The 15,232-nt window shown below is 62.2% G+C and carries 12 protein-coding genes; 8 read left to right on the top strand and 4 right to left on the bottom strand.

Annotated elements, in window-relative coordinates; translation table 11 throughout:
• Window positions 1-49: 49 nt before the first annotated feature.
• From GA0061103_RS22515 to GA0061103_RS22495, 4 genes are all read right to left on the bottom strand, one after another.
• Window positions 50-2,188 (bottom strand): TonB-dependent receptor, encoded by a 2,139-nt coding sequence (locus GA0061103_RS22515; protein WP_167376627.1) that lies wholly within the window; start codon window positions 2,186-2,188, stop codon window positions 50-52.
• Window positions 2,189-2,909: 721 nt separating this feature from the next.
• Window positions 2,910-3,758, bottom strand: a complete 849-nt coding sequence (locus GA0061103_RS22505) for an AraC family transcriptional regulator (protein WP_092715076.1) — start codon at window positions 3,756-3,758, stop codon at window positions 2,910-2,912.
• A 95-nt stretch (window positions 3,759-3,853) separates the two neighbouring features.
• Window positions 3,854-6,928, bottom strand: a complete 3,075-nt coding sequence (locus GA0061103_RS22500) for an efflux RND transporter permease subunit (protein WP_092715075.1) — start codon at window positions 6,926-6,928, stop codon at window positions 3,854-3,856.
• The gene (locus GA0061103_RS22495; RefSeq protein ID WP_092715073.1) at window positions 6,925-7,983 is read right to left on the bottom strand and encodes an efflux RND transporter periplasmic adaptor subunit; all 1,059 of its coding nucleotides are present in this window, start codon (window positions 7,981-7,983) and stop codon (window positions 6,925-6,927) included. Before GA0061103_RS22495 ends, GA0061103_RS22500 begins: the two co-directional genes overlap by 4 nt.
• A 356-nt stretch (window positions 7,984-8,339) precedes the next feature.
• Here GA0061103_RS22495 and GA0061103_RS22490 point away from each other — a divergent pair, with 356 nt between their 5' ends.
• The 8 genes from GA0061103_RS22490 (at window position 8,340) to GA0061103_RS22455 (ending at window position 15,230) form a co-directional block, all read left to right on the top strand.
• The gene (locus tag GA0061103_RS22490) at window positions 8,340-8,795 is read left to right on the top strand and encodes a hypothetical protein (RefSeq protein ID WP_245304842.1); all 456 of its coding nucleotides are present in this window, start codon (window positions 8,340-8,342) and stop codon (window positions 8,793-8,795) included.
• Between the two features lie 6 nt (window positions 8,796-8,801).
• Window positions 8,802-9,791, top strand: coding sequence for an AraC family transcriptional regulator (locus GA0061103_RS22485; RefSeq protein WP_342587990.1), 990 nt, complete (start codon window positions 8,802-8,804; stop codon window positions 9,789-9,791).
• 146 nt (window positions 9,792-9,937) lie between these two features.
• The gene (locus tag GA0061103_RS22480) at window positions 9,938-10,915 is read left to right on the top strand and encodes a LysR family transcriptional regulator (RefSeq protein WP_245304841.1); all 978 of its coding nucleotides are present in this window, start codon (window positions 9,938-9,940) and stop codon (window positions 10,913-10,915) included.
• Between the two features lie 124 nt (window positions 10,916-11,039).
• Entirely contained in the window at window positions 11,040-13,022 is a 1,983-nt protein-coding gene (locus GA0061103_RS22475; RefSeq protein ID WP_092715067.1) for a conjugal transfer protein TraG, read from the top strand.
• A gap of 10 nt (window positions 13,023-13,032) precedes the next feature.
• The gene (locus GA0061103_RS22470) at window positions 13,033-13,497 is read left to right on the top strand and encodes a ribbon-helix-helix domain-containing protein (protein WP_092715065.1); all 465 of its coding nucleotides are present in this window, start codon (window positions 13,033-13,035) and stop codon (window positions 13,495-13,497) included.
• 142 nt (window positions 13,498-13,639) lie between these two features.
• Complete coding sequence (gene trbB / locus GA0061103_RS22465) at window positions 13,640-14,623, top strand: P-type conjugative transfer ATPase TrbB (RefSeq protein WP_092715064.1); 984 nt, start codon at window positions 13,640-13,642, stop codon at window positions 14,621-14,623.
• A complete protein-coding gene (locus GA0061103_RS22460) occupies window positions 14,620-14,952 on the top strand; it encodes a TrbC/VirB2 family type IV secretion system protein (protein WP_092715062.1) in 333 nt (110 codons plus the stop codon). The genes trbB and GA0061103_RS22460 overlap by 4 nt, the downstream gene beginning before the upstream one ends.
• Window positions 14,952-15,230 (top strand): VirB3 family type IV secretion system protein, encoded by a 279-nt coding sequence (locus GA0061103_RS22455; protein ID WP_092715060.1) that lies wholly within the window; start codon window positions 14,952-14,954, stop codon window positions 15,228-15,230. Before GA0061103_RS22460 ends, GA0061103_RS22455 begins: the two co-directional genes overlap by 1 nt.
• Window positions 15,231-15,232: the final 2 nt, after the last annotated feature.

The raw sequence follows: 15,232 nt of genomic DNA, 5'->3' as shown, positions 1-15,232 counted from the left end.
CGCGTTGGTCCCGGTCGGCTGAAGGCTCGACACGGGACCGAAACGACGTTCAGAAAGTCTTGGTGATGCCAACGCCCACGATGCGGCCCTGGCCGACATTGACTGTCGGGACGCCATTCAGAGGCGCGCCAAAAGCCTCGTAACGCTCATCCAGCAAGTTCCGGCCGAAGGCGTAAACCTCGAAATCCCCGCCGTCGTTCCTCCAGCCAACACGCGCGTTCACAATATGGTACGGATCGAGATCGAAGGAATCTTCGGGATCGGCCGCGCGAGAACCGTTGAACTGATACTGGACGTTGAATGAGAACGCCCCCGGCAGGTTCATGACCGATCCCGGCGCGTCGTATTGAAGCGCGGTCGAGAATGTCCAGTCGGCTGTGTTCGGGACGCGATTGCCCTTCACCCTAGCGTAGTTCGCGCCGTTCGCGCCAAGAGAGCTGTGCGTATAACCGACGCCGCCGATGAAGCTCAGGCTTTCCGTGATGCGAGCACGGGCCTGAAGCTCGAATCCGCTCGTTGTATAATCCTGATAGGTGGTCTTGAATGCGAGAGGTGCCCGCGGATCGAGATAGGCGATAAGGCCATTCTTGATATCGTTGTGAAACACGCTCCCGTCGAGTTGCAGACGGTCATCGAACAGGCTCGCTTTCACACCAGCCTCGTAAGTCCAACCTGTCGCGGCGGGATATGGATCGGGAAGGACACCGTTCATGACGGACGGCAGGAGCGAGTAAACGCGCGTCGAGTGTCCGCGGGCAACGGAAACATACGTCTGAATGTCGTCGGTCCACTTGTAAGACAGTGCGAGCCTGCCGGTCGGATACGTCTGCGTGGTTGAATTGCGGCCGGTCAGTCCCGGCAAGTTCAGCGCGTTGGTGAAGCCTGCATCGATATCGTCATGGCTTAGACGTGCGCCGGCGGAGGCTTCCCAACGCTCGGCGAACGGTATCGATATGTCGCCGAACAGACCAAGATTCGTGCTGTCGATGGACGCCGTGGTCGTGTTCGGCGGGAGCGTGCATTGCAAAGCATCGCACAAACGGCTGCCTTCGGTGCGCACCACACTCGCGCCCACCACCCAGCGGATCGGATCGCCTTCAAGCGAACTCAGGCGAAATTCCTGACTGTAGATGTTTTCCTTGTCGATCGTGCCGCCAACGCCAGGGATAGCAGGCAAACCGATCCTGTCGAAAACGAGCTTGTCAGCAAAACTCGACCATCTCTCGCTTTCATTGCTCTGATACGCGCTGATCGAGGTAAACCTGAATTGATCGAAATCATGTTCGACTTTTAGCGTCACATCCCCGTGCGTTGTTTTTGCGTAGGGCTCGGTCAACGTCCCGCTGATCGGAAAGCCAGGCGTGTCGCGTAACAGAATTGCCGGGGCGTTGCCCTTGTCGCTCAAATATGAGCCGGACAAGGTAATCGTGGTGTTCTCCAGACCAGTAAAGCGCAGGCCGCCACGAAATGCGCCGATATCACGCTTACCGAGATCCTCGGTGAACAGGCTGTCGATGTCTCCGTCCTGACGTCCAAAACGAACCGCCATCCGTCCGTCGAGCGCACCGGGAATGATATTGCCGCCGAGAACTGCTTCACCCATACGGTAGCCGTTCGATCCGAACTCAGTGGTGAAGCGAATGTCGCGTTCCCCGTCAGGTTCATTGGTCACAACATTGATGGCGCCGCCGAGCGCATTGGTGCCCCAGAGCGTGCCCTGCGGCCCTCGCAGGACTTCGACGCGATTGACATCGAGCAGAACGCTCGAAGCGCTCATCATGCTGTTGGGAACACCATCGACATTGAAGCCAACGGTGCCGTCGGAGAAATTGAGCGGCGTGCCGAGGGAGCTTACGCCACGGATCGAGAAGAACTGCGTTCCGGCGCCACGGTCGACCCATTGAACATTGGGAGAATTGCGCGCGATGGCAGGGGCGGATGCAAGGGGAGCTGCGGCCAGGTCTTCCGGCGAGACCACGGTGACGCTCTCAGGCACGTCTTGAAGTCGCTCGTCCGTTTTGCGCGCGGTGATGATGATCGGATCGAGAACTGTGACATTATCGGCTTCTTGGCGCGACGAACGCCGGCTTTCCTGCGCATAGGTCGGCTCCATTGCCGAAAGAGCAAAGACCAGCGTGGTCACGGAAACCCCGCTCAACATCAGATTACTTTTATTCCAAAGTGACATACCAGCCCCCAACGACGATACCACGGACATATCTGCGAGTGATCCGCATTATCGATGTTGATAAACTTGAGGCTGAGACTCGCCTTTCGCTGTTTCGCCAAACAGCTTTCCGATCCCGCCAAAATGCTCGCTGAGGGCTTCCGGGGCTATCGGAAGGGACTATTTACTGGCGCCTGCTCGGGGCAATCAGCTCATCCATGCCCTTTGAGATGACGCTCTGGCGGCACCGCTATTCGAAACCGGCAATGGTCCGGGGAGACGAGGATCCCATTGATGATCGATTCTTGGAGGCTTTCTCCGTCAAACAGACCTGCACCCCAAGGTTAGGTAGCGGTCATGTCCCGGTCCGGGTGTTTGCATCTTCGTTCTGCATGCATGCTGATCTGCCTTGTCACGGCGTTCCCGCAACCCGCGCTGGCTGCCGTGCTTGAGCCTTCCGTCAAGAAGGCTTGCGAAGCGGAGATCCTGTCAATCTGCGTGCGGCCGTGGCGGCTTACGCCCGACGCTATATCGATCTGTGTCGAGGAAAACCGCCTCAAGCTCTCTTCGATGTGCAGAGTTCTCTGGGCCACTCTTCGCAAGTGCCAGTTGGAGGTGAAAGAGGTGTGCGGCGGACTGAACCCGCTCACGATCAATCATTGTTTGAAGAACTCCATCGGCAAGTTCACCTCGACTTGCCGGGAGACATTAAACGATAGATGAGCTTCTTGTTGCTGCCGGACTATCGGGAGAAGGCGTCTTTTCGCGGTCTCCGCGTATCATCGCCACTGCCGCGCTCCGCGAAATAGCGGCCGGGCGACTTGCCGGTCGTCTTCTTGAACATGGTGATGAAGCTGCTGGCCGTTTCGTAGCCGAGGTCGAGCGCCACCGCCTGAACGCTGTCTCCGCTCGCCATGCGCTGGAGTGCCAGTGTAACGTGAAGCTGGTGACGCCAGCGCCAGAGACTCATGCCGGTCTCGCGTCGCATCTTCCGGCTCAGCGTTCTCTCGCTCATCGCGCAGCGCACCGCCCACTGCGCCACCGATGACTTGTCATCAGGAGCGGACATCATCATGTCGGCGAGACGCCGCAGGCTGGGATCGGATGGCAATGGAAGTCGGTGGTGTTCGGTCCGGGCAGTGCTCAGTTCATCGAGGATGACAGGAAGCAACCGGACTTCCGGCCCATCCAGGGGGTAAAGCGCACTAAACTGCGCGGCGCGGATCAGTGCCTCTCGCAGCAGGGGCGAGACAGACATCGTACAGCAGGCCCGTGGAAGGTTCGGATAGACGTTGGGATCGAAGAACAGAACGTAATATTCGGTCTTGCCGAAAGCCTGACACTTATGCGGCGTGCCGGATGGAATCCATACCGCGCTTTGCGGAGAGACCGTCCAGAGGCTACGCTCGATCTCGCAAGTGAGGACACCTTTGACAGTATAGATCAGTTCGCATCTGCGGTGCTGATGCTCTGAAACCTCAAGGCGGTTTGCGACCTGCTTGAGACCGATAGCGACGACAGGCCGAGGAATCCTGTCGATTCGAGCGACGTCCCGTTGCACGTACTGCAATGCGGTTTCCAAACCATCCATGCCTGCTTCTCCTAGCCGGCGGAACGCCGCATCGAACGATCCCGCCAAAATCTCGAACCGGCCATTCGCTTCCTTTCCACCACACGGATCGGCGACTATTTCGAATGCGCCGGGGATGGCTCGGCAGGTGCGGGAGCGCGCCGGAAACGGCCATGAAGGCCCTCGATTGCCAGAAACAGCGCCGGCGTGGTCAGGAGCGACAGCACCGTTGCCACAATCAGGCCGCCTATCACGACGATCGCCATAGGGGCGCGGAACCCGCCGCCGACGGCAGCACCCAATGCGCTCGGCAACATGCCTGCGACCATCGCCAGCGTGGTCATCAGGATGGGCCGAGCTCGGGTGCAGCAGGCATGGACGATGGCGTCGGCAGGCGGCATCCCGTGATCCTCACCGATCTTGGCGAAATCCACGAGCAGAATCGCATTCTTGGCCACGATTCCCATCAGCATGAGAACGCCGATCAGCACGGGCAGATTGATCGGTGTGCCGGTCACGAACAATGCCAGGATCGCGCCAGTCAGGGCCAGCGGCAGGGACAGCAGGATGATCAGAGGCTGACGCACGCCCGAGAACAGCAACACCAGGACGGCGAACATCAGCAGCAACCCGAGGCCCAGCGCGCCGACGAAGCCGTTCATGACCTCATCCATCAGTTCGCCGTCGCCAGCAGCCTGGATTGATATGCTGGACGACAACGCTCGCACCTCTTCGGAGGCACGAATTCCGGAGAGTGCTGTGCCGAGGGTCTGCCCGGCCGCGAGGTCGGCGCCAACCAAGACACGACGTTGGCGGTCATATCGTTCGATCGACGAAGGCCCGCCTTGCCACCGAACGTCGGCAACGGCGGAGAGCGGAACGGGCCGTCCGTCGATCCGCGTAACCGGGAGTACACGCAGCAATTCGATGTCACGCCGGGCGGCAGCATCCAGACGTATGCGTATGGGGACCAGACGATCTTCCGCCTTGAACTTCGGCAACACGATATCTGCGTCGCCCACCGCGGCCAGGCGCACCGCATCGGCAATCTGCACGGTCGAGATATCGAGCCGGGAGGCATCAGGCAGCCGCGGCGTGATGTGGATCTCGCTGCGCGTGAAGCCGGAATCCGTGGAGACGTTCGCCAGACCCATCGCCTGCATCTGTGTCCCAACCAGCGCTGTTGCTTCGTGCAACCGTGCGGGCGAAGCCGCAGCGACGGAGATTTCCACCTCGCGCCCGAGATTGCTGTTCAGAGGCCAAGCCCGCAGGTCCGGCAGGGTGCGCAGCAAATCGCGAACGGCAAGCTGCACCTCACGCTGGCTCCGCTGCCGCTCGCCCCTCGGTTTCAGGTGGACGATCAAGGTAGAAAGTCGAAGCTCCTGCCTTCCCGAAGGCGACACACCGCCTTCCACCAGGACGCGCGCAACGTCGGGTATTTCGGCACGCACGCGCTTTGCCATGGCATCGGTCCGGTCGGCCAACTGCGTCAGTGTGATTCCGGGAGAGGCTTCCACGGCGAATATAAGACGGCCGGTATCTTCCGCCGGCACCAGATCATCCGGCAACTGACTGGCAGCCGCCAGTGACAGCGCAAAGCCCAGGACGCTGACGATGATCACCGTACCTTTCCGGCGAACCACCCAGCCCAGTATGTGCGCATACCAGCCGGTCGATGATACCGGGGACGCCTCCTCAGCTAGCGGCTTTGTCGAAGAGCGCAGCAAGTTGGCCGCCATGATGGGCGTGATCAGCCGGGCCACCAGCAGCGAGAACAGGACCGAAACCGAGACCGTCAGGCCGAACTGCTTGAAGTATTGGCCTGCGACGCCGCTCATGAAGCCCACCGGCGCGAACACCACGGCGACGCTGGTCGAGATGGCCATCACCGCTAGGCCGATCTCGGCGGTGGCGTCGAATGTGGCCTGCCGGGGCGTCTTGCCCATGTGCATGTGCCGCTCAATGTTCTCGATCTCGACGATGGCGTCGTCCACCAGGATGCCGGTCACCAGCGTCACGCCAAGGAGGCTGAGCATGTTCAGCGTGTAGCCCGCCAGATCGAGCACCCAGAAGGTCGGAACGATGGCCAGCGGCAAGGAGGTCGCGGCGATCAGGGTGGCGCGCCAGTCGCGCAGAAAGACGAAGACCACGAAGACAGCCAGTGCCGCGCCCTCGAGCAACGTGCTCATTGCTGCATCGAAAGTCTCCTGCGTGGGGGTGACGGTCTCGTCGATGCGCGTGAACGTGATATCCGGTGCCGAGGCCTGTAGCGTTGGCAGCGCATCGGCGACCGCACGCGCCACCGCGATCTCGTCGGCGCCTCGTGCGCGAAACACGGAGAAGGCAGCCGCGGCCTGCTCGCCATCGCGGCGCAGGAATGTCTGAGCTTCGGCTGTCGTATCCGTTACGCGCGCGATGTCGCCGAGGCGCAGGCTGCGGCCGGCCAGAGGCAGGAGCGTGCCGGCCAGTTCCTCAACCGAGCGTGCGCGCGCCAGTATGCGTACCGGTTGCTGGCTATCGGCTGCATTCCAATGTCCGGCGGGCAGATCGACGCGGCCGCCTCGAAGGGCGTTTTGCACGTCGCCGACAGTGATGCCCAGGGACAATAGCCGGTCCGGATAGAGGGCGATTTCAATCTCCCTCGCACTCCCGCCCCGGCGCACGACATCGCCGACACCAGGCAGTCCGCGCAGGTGTTGCGAAACGGCATCGTCGATGAACCATGACAGTTCCGCAAGGGATCTGCCGGGTGACGAAACCTGCCACGTCACCAACGCCACACCTTCCGTATCCACCTTGGAAACGATCGGCGCGTCGATGTCGGCAGGCAGTTGGCTGCGCAGCGCATCGACGCGACTCTTGACCTCGAAGAGCGCGGTGTCGGGCGCCACATTCAGTTGGAACTCGATCCGAGTGGAGGAAAGTCCATCGGTGATCGACGAACTCACATGGCGTATGCCGGTGATCCCCGCCACCGCGTTCTCGACCAGACGTGTCACGTCCGTTTCCAGCTCTTCGGGCGCGGCTCCAGGCTGCGAAATGGACACGTTGACCAGCGGCAGGTCGATGTTGGGGGTGCGCCCGACCGGCAACGACAGGAAGGATGACACGCCCAGCAAGATCAGCAAGACGAACAGCACCAGCGAGGGGACGGGCTGGCGGATTGCCCAGGCGGAAATATTGAGATTCATCGCGCGATGCCCCTTGCGTCATCGCCGACTGCAGCGATCCGAACGGGATCGCCATCGCGCAGCAGTGAGCCCGCTCTCGCCACGACAGCATCACCAGCATTCAGCCCCTCGATGATTTCGGCATGCTCGGCGTTCTGCGCGCCCAGCGTCACGGCCCGTCGCAGGGCCTTGCCGTCCGCGACGACGAAGACATAGGCTCCTTGCTGGTCGAACAGGAGGCTGGATTGCGGAATGGCGAGGAGATCGGCACGGCCTATCCGCAGGCGGGCGCTGGCGCCAGCGCCGGAGACGAGGCCAGAGGGCGCGTTGTTGAGGCTGATCCAGGCCCGGCCCAATCGGGTCTTGCTGTCCAGTGCGCCTGACAGGCGGCGCACTGTGCCCGACATCGCTTGTCCGTCTGCCAGGGTGATGTCGGCGCTCTGGCCGACGCTGGTCTGGCGCCATGCCGTTTCGCTCAGGTCGGCCACCAGTTCCATGACGCTCTCAGCGGCGATCTCGAAGAGGGGCTTTTCATTCGCGACCTCGCCGATTTCGATGTGTCGTCGCTGCAGCAACCCCGCCACGGGTGCGCGGACTTCGGCGCGTGCAACGTCGATTTCCAACGCGCGCACACGCGCCTGTGCTTCTACATAGCTGGCCGTTGCTGCATCAGCGGCACTGCCTGCCATCGTGCCAGAAGTCTTAAGTGCTTGGGCGCGAGCCAGCGCCTGCTCGGCACGATGAAGTTCTCCACGCGCGCCGGACAACTCAGCGCTCTGCCGCTCGGAGGACAGGCGTGCCAGGACCTGGCCGGAGCGGACCGTCTGGCCCTCTTCGGCCAAGAGTTCGGTCACCACCAGGCCGGATGTCTGTGCGTGAACCAGCGCCACACGATGCGGTATCAGCGAACCGGTCACCGTGATGGAAGAAACCAGGGGCAGGATTTGTGCGCGCACGATGCTGACGACCGGAGCGGGATCCGTCGCCGCTTCAGGTTCATCCCCATCATTGCAACCTTGAAGGACTAGCAGGACGATCAGAAGGGCGGGCCATGATCGAGGGGAATGACGAGGCATAAAAGTGTTCCTAAAAAACTGTTCAGCATGTGCCGGAGGCTGTGCGGCTCACATGATCGTTGCCGGCCGGCGCCGATGCGTCCCCGGTTCCGAACTCAGATACGCTGGTGGTCAGCCCGCCACATCGAACGATCCCGCCAAGATATCTCTCAAACCGGCCAATCATCTTGTTGGAGTGCGCGCGCGGTTGCTGACAGCCGTGGCTTACTGTGGCGAAGCAAGGCATAGCCAGCGGCCGGCAGATGGCAGGATCGCGGTATTTGTTGGCAGGCTTGCCGGAGCGGTCGGCCTGTCGCCTGTGATATGGATAACTGCGTCAGTTATTGCCCGTGGACTTGCCTGTTGACCGAATAGTGATGTCGGCCTTCGGCGGCTCCCGACATCTTGCACGGTCAACGAAAGGTAAGACGATGCTCCTAGATGATTCCCGCTTTCCCCTTGTCTTCCTGCGCGAGCATGAGGACGACGGCTCGTCCATTGACGAGGTGCTGGAGAGGAACAATCAGCTTGAAAGCCTTCTGGACAAGCAGACACCGTTCGTGCTGATTGCCGATCACTCTACGCACGATCACGATGACGAGACGCCCGAGGAGCGCAAGGCAAAGGCGTTGTTCTTCAAGCGGATCAAGGACCGGATGAGGAAGTATTGCCTTGGGTTGATTGTGATCGAAGGCCACTCTCCGATAAACGCCGCGGCACGGGTCGCCGCGGCGGCGGCAAGCAAAGCTTTGGGCTTTTCCGTCCAGTTTGCAGCCGACGAAGAGCAAGCTGCTGCCAAGGGCTTACTCGTGCTTGAAAAGCATGCCGCCTGAGCCACAATGGCGAGTGGAGAAACACTCATCATTAAGGGGTACGATACCCTGTTCAGGGCAATGAGGCCGGATTGGAATAATGTAATGGAGTTTCCGCCTAAAACTGACATCGACGCGGTGGATGAAATTCCACGCCCCGTCTTCAGTCTGATCACTGAAGCGACCTTCGTCGGTGAAACGGAGCCTCATTGCCACAACAAGGCGCAATTGATGTATGTCATCAGTGGCGTCTTGACGGTTCAGGCCGCAGGCGGCATCTGGACAGTTCCGCCGCATTGCGCCTTGTGGATACCAAGCGGTATTTCCCATGCCGGCAGGATGGATGGTCACATCAAGATCGGGAGTTTGTACATCGATCCGGGTTTGGCCGTTCCGCTTGATCAGGATTGCGGCATTTTGTTCATACAGCCCTTCCTCCGCGAATTGATCCTGCGCTTCGATTTTGAATCACCGCTGGAAAACATGGACCGCGGGCGCGAAACACGACTCATTTCAGTGCTGCTTGATGAACTGGCCGCGGCGCCACTTGAACCATTCTACCTGCCGATGCCGAACGACCGGAGGCTCCGGCGGCTGACCGAATCCATGATCGAAAATCCGGGCCTGCGTTTCACCATCGACGAGTGGGGTGCGCGCGTCGGGGCGAGCAATCGAACCCTGAGCCGGCTGTTTCAGCGCGAAACCGGCATGTCGTTCATTCGCTGGCGCCAGCAACTGCATATCGGTCTGGCGCTGCAGCGCCTCGCGCAAGGCGAACTGGTTACGAACATCGCCATCGATCTCGGCTATGAGAGTGTCAGCGCTTTCATCTCGATGTTCAGGCGAATGCTGGGAACAACACCCGCGCGGTATTTCGGTGAAGCCGTTTCGGCGGCCTCGGATCGCGGTGACCGAAAGACGCTCGCCCGCGACGAACGTGATCACGACATCGCGAAAGCGGCCAAAACAGCGCCGAATGTCGTCCCGCTAAGATCGCAGCCGCTTCAGCACAAATAGCCCGGAGGAATCATACCGGCGGCGAATGACCGGCGCTGCATGTGATCATTCGGCTCGCGGGTCCATCCCTAGAGAGGATCGCGCCATTACAATTCTTTCAGTAGGGACTAGAAATGCGCCGTCGGAAACTGAGCAAGATGCCTCAAATGCCAGCAAACCCATTGCTGCTTGGCGGTCGTATTCCGATGATGTCACTTGTACAGACACTCGCTGTCGCTGAGCATCTGAATTTCCGTCACGCGGCCAATGCGCTTGGAGTTACTCAATCGAGTGTCAGCGAGCGCGTGAAAATGCTGGAAGAAGAACTTGGTATTCTTCTCTTCGAACGCCACACGCGAGGCGTGCGCATCACACAAGCGGGCCGGCACTTTATCGAAGGCGTTGCTTTGGCAATCGATCAACTCGACCAGACTGTTAGAACCGCCGGCATGTTCTCGCGCGGTGAGCAGGGGCGTCTTCGAGTCGGTATTCACGCTCTGATCCCTGGCGGCTTCCTCGCTACTCTTTTGCAACATTATCGAGAGCGGCATCCAGGCATTGAGATAGAGATCACCGAAGGCACTGCGCGCGAGGCGGTAATGCAGCTCCGCGCTGCCCACTTGGACATAGCATTCGTAGCAGGAACACCCGACCCTCCGGATTGCCACTCACGACAGATATGGACCGAAGCGCTGATGGCAGCGCTACCAACAAACCATCCGCTTGCCGAGCGCTCCTACGTCACGTGGTCAGATCTGGCAGCGGAGACGTTCCTCGTCCGATACAGTGGCGCCGGGCCGCAAGTTTATGACCATATCGTGGCGCGCCTAGCCGGTCGCTGGTCCGCCCCCTCAATCCTCCGTTTCGATGTCGGGCAAACCACGTTGCAATCAATGGTCGAGCAAGGATTCGGCATCACCATTGTCGGGCAGGCCGCGTCGCTTTTGCCAACTTCCGGCTTGGTCTTTCTTCTCATTGCAGACGAACCTGTGTCGGTTTCATTTTCCGCAGTCTGGTCGCCGCATCACCGCGGCGCGGCGCTGCGGAACCTACTTGCACTCGCTGACGAAATGGGGCGCTCAGCCCAGCTCACTCAGGTTCTCAGCGGCTCGACTCCACAATCCCGCGAACAAACCAAGGCATAACGCAAACCTATCCGATTTGTACGCCAGAGTATCCGACCGCCCTCCCGTTTCATCTTTTTTGTTGCCTGTCCCGAAAACACCCATTCTCTGATCGGCTCCGACATTTTTGCCGATTGGAGCCTGTATGCGTGGCGGCCGAATCCTCTGGGGTCAGATCACCGTCGTTCTGACCATAGTTCTCGTCATGACCTGGGCGGCGACGCAATGGACCGCGTGGCGGCTCGGCTTTCAGCCGCAACTCGGTCAGCCTTGGTTCGAGCTGGCGGGCGTTCCGATCTACTACCCGCCGGCCTTCTTCTGGTGGTGGTTTTCCTACGACGCCTATGCGCCGTCGATCTTCACCGAAGGCTCGATCATCGCCGCATCCGGCGGCTTCATCGCCATCGCCGCCGCGATTCTCATGTCCCTCATCCGCGCGCGCGAAGCCCGCAACGTCGCGACCTACGGTTCGGCGCGATGGGCCGAGAAGGAGGAGGTGCTTGTGGCGGGCCTGCTCGGCCTTGATGGCGTCGTGCTCGGAAAATACGAACGGGACTATCTGCGCCATGACGGCCCGGAGCATGTCCTGTGCTTCGCGCCGACGCGATCCGGCAAGGGCGTCGGCCTCGTCGTACCGACGCTGCTGACCTGGCCGGGAAGCTGCATCGTCCACGACATCAAGGGTGAGAACTGGACGCTGACGGCGGGCTTTCGCGCCAGGCACGGCCGCGTGCTGCTGTTCGATCCGACCAATGCCCGATCGTCGGCCTACAATCCGCTGCTCGAAGTTCGGCAGGGGGAATGGGAGGTCCGCGACGTGCAGAACATCGCGGACATTCTGGTCGATCCCGAAGGCAGTCTCGACAAGCGCAATCACTGGGAAAAGACCAGCCACAGTCTGCTTGTCGGGGCGATCCTGCACGTCCTCTACGCGGAGAAGGACAAGACGCTGGCGGGCGTCGCCAATTTCCTCTCCGATCCGCGCCGCCCGGTAGAAGCCACCCTGCGGGCGATGATGGACACGCCGCATCTCGGCGAAGCCGGCGTCCATCCCGTCATTGCATCGTCGGCGCGCGAGCTGCTGAACAAATCCGACAACGAACGCTCCGGCGTGCTCTCGACCGCCATGTCGTTTCTCGGCCTCTACCGCGATCCCGTCGTGGCCCGCGTCACGGCGCGCTGCGACTGGCGCATCGCCGATCTCGTCGGCGGCAAGAAGGCGGTCAGCCTCTACCTCGTCGTGCCGCCATCCGACATCAATCGCACCAAGCCGCTCATCCGCCTCATTCTCAACCAGATCGGCCGCCGGCTCACCGAGGAGTTGACCGCGACGACGAAGCGCCACCGGCTGCTCTTGATGCTCGACGAGTTTCCGGCGCTGGGTCGCCTCGACTTCTTTGAATCGGCGCTCGCCTTCATGGCGGGCTACGGCCTCAAGGGCTTCCTGATCGCCCAATCGCTCAACCAGATCGAACGTGCCTATGGGCCGAACAACGCCATCCTCGACAATTGCCATGTGCGCGTCAGCTTCGCGACCAACGACGAGCGCACCGCCAAGCGCGTGTCCGATGCGCTCGGCACGGCGACCGAAATGCGCGATTCCACCAACTATGCCGGCCACCGGCTTTCGCCCTGGCTCGGCCACCTGATGGTCTCGCGGCAGGAGACGGCGCGGCCGCTCATGACGCCCGGCGAGATCATGCAGCTCCCGCCGTCCGAGGAAATCGTCATGGTTGCGGGCACGCCGCCGATCCGCGCCACCAAGGCCCGCTATTTCGAGGATGCGCGTTTGCAGGAGCGCATCATCACGCCACCCGAGCTGGCGAGCGCTCCCGCGAACACCGCCACGTCCGACGACTGGTCGGGCCGCGTCGTCGCGGCGGCAGGTCAGACGAGCGCGACGGGCGCGGGCGAAGACGGCGGCGATCCGGCCAATGCCGGTATCCGCCGTGAGCCGGAATTGCCCGAGCACGAAGAGATCACCCCGCCGCCGTCGCCAGCACAGGAGTTTGAGCTTCTGGACGACGACCCCGATGTCGACGCCGCCAAGGCCAACGCCATGCGCAGCCGCATGCGGATGGTCGCGCGGCAAGCCTCGCTCGACCCCGGCGACGGCATCGAACTGTAAGGACCGCGCCATGCCGACCCGCACCCGCAGGAATGTCTATTTCGATCCCACCTTGCTCAAACAGGTCGACGCCCTGGCGATGCGCCGCAAGGTCTCGGCATCAGCCATCGTGGAGGCCGCCGTCGCGTCGTTCCTCTCCGGCGACACGACCGAGAAGCTGGAGGCGGCCATGTCGCGCCGCCTCGACAAGCTCGGCCGCCAGATCGACACGCTCGACGAAGATCTCGCCGTGCTCGGCGAGACACTCTCGCTCTTCGTCCTGATCTGGCTCTCCTCTACGCCGCCGCTGCCGGAGAACGCTCAGGCCGCCGCACGCGCGAAAGGCGCCGAGCGGTTCGAGGGCTTCATGCAGAATCTCGGCCGCCGTCTGGCGAGCGGCGACAGGTTCCTGAAAGAGCTTTCGTGCGACGTCGAGTCCATCCCCGAAGGTCCGGCAACAGACCAGAAAGATACGAACGGCGTATCGCAAGAATAATCGACCCGTCCTATTCACCGCCGATAGCCGTCGACCGCCGCACGGCTCTCGATACTTGTTGAACAGGACCGATTTCGGGCTCTTTTAATCATCCCCGATCGGGGAACTGTCTGTTGCGTCCCCTTCAAATCTTGGGGACGACATGACTTCTTCTCACCAGAAACCGGAGGCGATCCAACGCGGCGCGCGAATGCTCCGCACCGCGCTCGGCCCGGCCATCGCACGCTTTCTGGAAGACCCCGCCGTCGTCGAGGTGATGCTGAACCCTGACGGGTGCATCTGGATCGACCGGCTCTCCGAAGGACTGTCCGACACCGGCGAAATCCTGTCGCCCGCCGACGGTGAGCGCATCGTGCGCCTGGTCGCCCATCATGTCGGCGCGGAGGTTCACGCCCGAAGCCCGCGCGTCTCGGCCGAGCTGCCCGAAACGGGCGAGCGGTTCGAGGGCTTGCTTCCCCCAGTCGTGGCATCGCCGGCCTTCGCGATCCGCAAGCCGGCCGTCGCTGTCTTCACCCTCGCGGACTACGTGGCCGCCGGGATCATGACCGCCGATCAAGCCGCGACGCTGCGCGAAGCCGTCGCCGCGCGCGCCAATATCCTCGTCGCGGGCGGCACCTCGACCGGCAAGACCACGCTGACCAACGCGCTGCTCGCCGAGGTGGCGAAGACGCAGGATCGCGTCGTCATCATCGAGGACACGCGCGAGCTGCAATGCGCCGCGCCCAACCTCGTCTCCATGCGGACCAAGGATGGCGTCGCGACGCTCTCCGATCTCGTCCGCTCATCGCTGCGCCTGCGCCCCGACCGCATCCCTGTCGGCGAGGTGCGCGGCGCCGAAGCGCTCGATCTCCTGAAAGCCTGGGGCACCGGCCATCCCGGCGGCATCGGCACCATCCATGCCGGAACGGGCATCGGCGCGCTGCGCCGGCTCGAACAGCTCATCCAGGAAGCCGTCGTCACGGTCCCGCGCGCCCTGATCGCCGAGACCATCGACCTTGTTGCCGTCCTCTCCGGCCGCGGGTCCGCGCGCCGGCTCGCCGAACTCGCCCGTGTCGAAGGGCTCGGGCCGGACGGTGACTACCGCATCACCCCAGCCACCCCCAGCAGCACAGGAGAACCTTCATGATCCGCATCCCCATGCGCGTGCGCCGCACCGTCGCGACGGTCGCCGCCGTCGCCTATGTCAATCTCGTCCTCGCGCCCGCCGCGCACGCTTCCGGCTCTTCCATGCCGTGGGAAGCGCCGCTCCAGAAAATCCTTCAGTCGATCGAAGGCCCGGTCGCCAAGATCATCGCGGTCATCATCATTATCGCGACCGGCCTGGCGCTCGCCTTCGGCGACACGTCGGGCGGCTTCCGCAAGCTGATCCAGATCGTGTTCGGCCTATCGATCGCCTTCGCGGCGTCGAGCTTCTTCCTGTCGTTCTTCTCGTTCGGCGGCGGGGCGCTCGTCTGATGGCGACGGCGTTCGAACAACTGGACGTGCCGGGCTTCACCGTGCCGGTCCACCGCGCGCTGACCGAGCACATCCTGCTCGGCGGTGCACCGCGCTCCATCGCGATCCTGAACGGGACGCTGGCCGGGGCCGTGGGCCTCGGCCTGCGCCTCTGGCTCGTCGGCCTCCTCATCTGGGCCGTCGGACATTTCGCGGCGGTCTGGGCCGCCAAGCGCGATCCGCTCTTCGTGGAGGTCGGCCGCCGACATCTGCGCATCCCCGGTCATTTGTCGGTTTGAGG

It is taken from the genome of Martinezella multihospitum, assembly GCF_900094585.1.
Taxonomy (GTDB): Bacteria; Pseudomonadota; Alphaproteobacteria; order Rhizobiales; family Rhizobiaceae; genus Rhizobium; species Rhizobium multihospitium.
The sequence above is the reverse complement of the archived record's forward strand: the minus strand, read 5'-3'. Positions and strand labels throughout refer to the sequence as shown.

What these genes read in the sequence shown, in the direction of transcription:
- GA0061103_RS22515 (WP_167376627.1), bottom strand. Translation starts at nt 2,188, where the DNA reads ATGTCACTTTGGAATAAAAGTAATCTGATGTTGAGCGGGGTTTCCGTG.
- GA0061103_RS22505 (WP_092715076.1), bottom strand. Translation starts at nt 3,758, where the DNA reads ATGGATGGTTTGGAAACCGCATTGCAGTACGTGCAACGGGACGTCGCT.
- GA0061103_RS22500 (WP_092715075.1), bottom strand. Translation starts at nt 6,928, where the DNA reads ATGAATCTCAATATTTCCGCCTGGGCAATCCGCCAGCCCGTCCCCTCG.
- GA0061103_RS22495 (WP_092715073.1), bottom strand. Translation starts at nt 7,983, where the DNA reads ATGCCTCGTCATTCCCCTCGATCATGGCCCGCCCTTCTGATCGTCCTG.
- GA0061103_RS22490 (WP_245304842.1), top strand. Translation starts at nt 8,340, where the DNA reads ATGTCGGCCTTCGGCGGCTCCCGACATCTTGCACGGTCAACGAAAGGT.
- GA0061103_RS22485 (WP_342587990.1), top strand. Translation starts at nt 8,802, where the DNA reads ATGGCGAGTGGAGAAACACTCATCATTAAGGGGTACGATACCCTGTTC.
- GA0061103_RS22480 (WP_245304841.1), top strand. Translation starts at nt 9,938, where the DNA reads ATGCCAGCAAACCCATTGCTGCTTGGCGGTCGTATTCCGATGATGTCA.
- GA0061103_RS22475 (WP_092715067.1), top strand. Translation starts at nt 11,040, where the DNA reads ATGCGTGGCGGCCGAATCCTCTGGGGTCAGATCACCGTCGTTCTGACC.
- GA0061103_RS22470 (WP_092715065.1), top strand. Translation starts at nt 13,033, where the DNA reads ATGCCGACCCGCACCCGCAGGAATGTCTATTTCGATCCCACCTTGCTC.
- trbB (WP_092715064.1), top strand. Translation starts at nt 13,640, where the DNA reads ATGACTTCTTCTCACCAGAAACCGGAGGCGATCCAACGCGGCGCGCGA.
- GA0061103_RS22460 (WP_092715062.1), top strand. Translation starts at nt 14,620, where the DNA reads ATGATCCGCATCCCCATGCGCGTGCGCCGCACCGTCGCGACGGTCGCC.
- GA0061103_RS22455 (WP_092715060.1), top strand. Translation starts at nt 14,952, where the DNA reads ATGGCGACGGCGTTCGAACAACTGGACGTGCCGGGCTTCACCGTGCCG.